Annotated in this window: 1 protein-coding gene; it reads right to left on the reverse strand. The window is 40.0% G+C overall.

Going from position 1 to position 4,345, the window contains the following annotated elements; genetic code table 11:
- Positions 1 to 4,345, reverse strand: a 4,345-nt coding sequence (locus tag DFQ08_RS15855; RefSeq protein WP_114311019.1) for a T9SS type B sorting domain-containing protein, incomplete at its 5' end; no start/stop codon positions are given.

Here is a 4,345-nt window from a genome sequence, read left to right on the forward strand (position 1 = left end):
TTATCGTTTCAAGGTAAAATGTGCTTTAAATTCTTTGCGTTGTCCGGTACTTGGTTCATCGTACTCTATTGTAAACCAGTAGCCATCGCTTGGCATTGCTTCTCCATTAAAGGTTCCATCCCAACCATTGCCGTCGGGGCTTAGTTGTTTTAATAATTTCCCGTACCGGTCAAATATATAAATTTTTGCATTACTTCCAACACCTTCAATGTTCCAAGTTTCATTATTACCATCACCGTTAGGCGTAAAATACAGCGGGTAGTCGATTATAAACTTCGAGGTACTCGCTAATCCACATCCATTTCTATCGCGAGCAGTAATCTCATGATCTCCAGAAGACACATTGTTAAACACTCCGCTATCTTGCCATGGTCCGCCATCTAAACTGTATTCGTAAACTCCAATCCCTATAGCTGTCGCTTCTAAAATGTGATTATCTGCAAAAGCTTGGGTTAACAATTCTATCGTTACACTTGGTGGTGCACTTTCTATAACCTCTGTACTTGCACTATTAAAACAGTTTGTCTGTGTTGAAGTACTGATATCTGTTACATCTACACGGTACGTTCCTTCTTCTAACGGCATATAGCTTGGTCCAGTTTCTCCTGGGATGATAACACCGTTAAAATACCATTCAAAACTGTAATCTGCTGCTGTTAAATAGGTGTCTATAACTAAAGGAGCTAAGATCTCCGTACCATTAGTATCAATACATAACACATAACGATCGTCTAAAATTAATTCTGGTAGTGGATTAACATCTAAGGTTAACTCGGCTACCGCATAACATATAGAGGTATCATTTCCTGTTGTGGCATCTGGCGTATCATTATCCACACGGGCATAAATAATTTGCGGGTTTACCGTGTTTTCATACAAGGTTGGTAATGGATTCACTTTTAAATCAGCATCCTCTTGCGTTTCATAATAGGTCACATTATAATTTGCTGGGTTTTGAGCGTCTAACACTTCTGCATCCATTGTTGTTAAATCGAATTGTGCACTATCATTTGTTGGATCGCCATCAATTTCCATTTCATCATCACAAATCTCATACACAATTGGCACGGTGTCCGGATTGGCCTGCGCCGCTTCATGTACTTCAATATAAAAACTTTGTGTGCTTATTGAACAGCCTGTATCTACATTGGTTATACTTACAAAGATCTGCTGTGGATTGCTTATATTGGTATAAGAGCTTACTAAACCATTGGTTCCTGCTTCCGCATCAGCCAAGCTGCTATGGTAGCTTACTACAAACTGATTTGGATCCTGACCATTTAAGACTTCTTCGTCTTTAGTGGTAAGATCAAAACTATCTATACCATCGGTAAATAATTCACATTGAATCATATCTGTAACAGCAACCACTTCTGGTAATGGGTGCACTCTAATGGTAAAGTCTACTAAAGAATAACATCCTGTACTATTACGTGTTACACGCACATAAATCTCCTGACTTGGTGTCTCTATATTGGTATACTGTGTTGGGTCTGGGATAGCGTTGGTACCATTATTGGCATCTAACTGCGTTTCATAATAACTTGCCGTTACACCTGCCTCGCCGTTAAGAATAAGTATTTCATTTGCGGTAAGATCAAACACCTCTACACCATCGCCTGTATTAAAGTCATCACACAACTCTAAATCTGGAATATTCTCACTTAAGGTTGGTGTTGGGTTTGGTAATACACGTATGGTTAAGGTAACCATATCTGTACATCCGGTATTGCTATCTGTTACCACAGCATAAAGCGTTTGTGGGTTAGCATCTAAACCATTTACTGAAGTATTGGTATACTGAGTAGGATCTGCAATAGCATTGGTTTGCGCTTGCGCATCTGCACTTGTTTCATAATACGTGACTAACCAACTGCCGTTGTTGCCTGTGATTTCATCATCTTTTTGTGTTAAATCAAAGACCGTAAACTCATCGCCTGGCATCTCCCCTAAGTCATCACATAAACTTAATTGGGTAGGTTGTACCGCTACTGGTGGAAGATTTACTTCTAAATCAAATGTCCCTACATCTTCACAGCCTACCGTTGGGTTATACAAGCGCACATAAATAGTTTGTGGGTTGCTGGTATTGGTATAACTTGTTGTATTTACAATTGGGTTGGCTCCTGTAGCTGCATCTGCTGCACTAACGTGGTAGCTAAGCTCTAAAGCTGAAGTATTTTGTCCGTTATAAATATCACTCTCTTTTATGGTTAAATCAAATTGGGTAATACCGTTATTATCCGTATCACATAATACAATAGGGTCTATTGCTGTTGGCACCTCTGGTGCCGCAATTACATTTAACTCTAATGTGTTTTGTGTAAGACTGTAACATCCTGTTATCGTATTTTCTGAACGCACATAAATCATCTGTGTATTCGCTACAATATTGGTGTACAACCCTACAATTGGATTCACGCCTGTCTCTGCATCCGTTTGCGTTTCGTGGTAGCTAATAACCACATTAGGTTCGTTATTGGTGATCTCTAAGGTGCGTTGTTCTAAATCGAATTCAGCATAACCATCGTTATCATCATCACAAACGTCAATTTGTGTTGGGTTCGGTTCTGGTGATGGCACTGGATCTACACGTAAGGTAACGGTAACTGTATTAAAACATCCCGTAGCATCATTCTCTGCTCTTACAAAAATAGTTTGAGCATTGCTGGTATTAACATACGGACTTACAATTTCATTAACTGCATTATCGGCATCTGTTTGCGTTTGGTAATAAGTTAACGTTATTCCGGTCTGACCATTTAAAATTCCAGCTTCAGCATCTTCTAAATAAAAGGCTTCTTGCTCATCTCCTGGCGCATTTACATCACACAACTCTAATGGTGGTGGTGTAACTAATACTGGGAGCGGATTAACAACCAATTCTAAACTGGTGATTTTATAACAACTTGCCGTTGTTGCACTGTCTTCTACTCGAACCCAAATCGTTTGATTATAAGCATTCGTATTACTATAGTTTGATGGGTTACTTATAGGGTTATTTGCGGCTTCGGCATCAGCTTCACTTAGATAGTAACTTAAAAGATACTGCGTCTCACTTTGGCCCGCTAAGATTTCCGATGCTTTAGTGGTTAAATCGAAAACCGCATAACCATCTGCTGATCGATCATCACACACCTCTAAAGCCGTTGGAGTTACAAGTTGTGGTGATGGCTCTACGATTAATTCTACCACAACAATCGTTGCACAATCCGTAGAGATCGTAGCACTTTCTACACGTGCATATAAGGTTTGTGCATCTTGCACAATATTATCGTAATCGATAGAGGTATCAATAGCATCAACCCCGTTATTGGCATTGGTTAAGGTTTCGTGATACGTCACCACTAATCCCGAATCTCCGCCGTTAATCTCTGTATCTAAATCGCTAAGAACAAAGATGCCATAACCATCATTATCAGGATCACAGTAAATTAAAGGTGCTGGCGTATAAGCTACAGGAGCTTGTTGTACAACTAATTCTAAACTGGTAACACTTGAACAGGATGTCGCACTGTCTACCACACGGGCATAAATCACCTGACCATTACTGGTGTTGGTATATAAGGTTGGTAATGGATTATCACCAAGCTCTGCTTCTGCTAGAGTTTCATGATAGCTAACCACATAAGAAGCATTACCTCCTGTGATTTCTGCATTTTTAATACTTAAATCCATCTCCGTAAGACCATCTGGTGTGCCATCATCACAAACCTCTAAGGCTGTAGGAGCTGTTAGTACTGGTAAGGCATTAACAATAATATCAAAACTTGTCGTTCCATAACAGCTTGGAAAAGCAGGATCTTCTACACGAGCATAAAGCGTTTGTTGGTTTGGTGAACTGGTATTTTCATAAGTACTTGGCAAGGCTCCGGTACCACTTTGCGCATCAGAAAGACTGGCGTAAAAGCTTACATTATAAACCGCTGGGTTTTGACCGCTTAATATAGCCGCCTCTTGGCTTGCTAAATCAAAAATGGCCACTCCGTCTCCACTGGCATCATCACAGATTTCCATATTAGCAGGCATTGTTGCTAAGGCTCTTGTGTTTACCACTAAATTAAATAGCGGTGCTGCTGAAAAACTGTAACAACTGGTATCTGCTAAACTGGTTACTCGTACATAAATAGGCTGTGAGTTTACCGTATTGGTATAGGTTAACGGCAACGCATTATCACCTAACTCTGCATCGGTAGCATTTAAATGGTAAGACACTTCAAAGTCTGTTGCAGACTGTGATCCTAATAGTATTGCAGTTTGGTCACTTAGCATAAACTCGCCGATTCCATCGTTAGAATCATCATCACAAAGCTCTAAATTAGACACTGCGTTGATGGTTGGGGCT

The sequence above is a fragment of the Winogradskyella arenosi genome (assembly GCF_003337305.1).
Classification (GTDB): Bacteria; Bacteroidota; Bacteroidia; order Flavobacteriales; family Flavobacteriaceae; genus Winogradskyella; species Winogradskyella arenosi.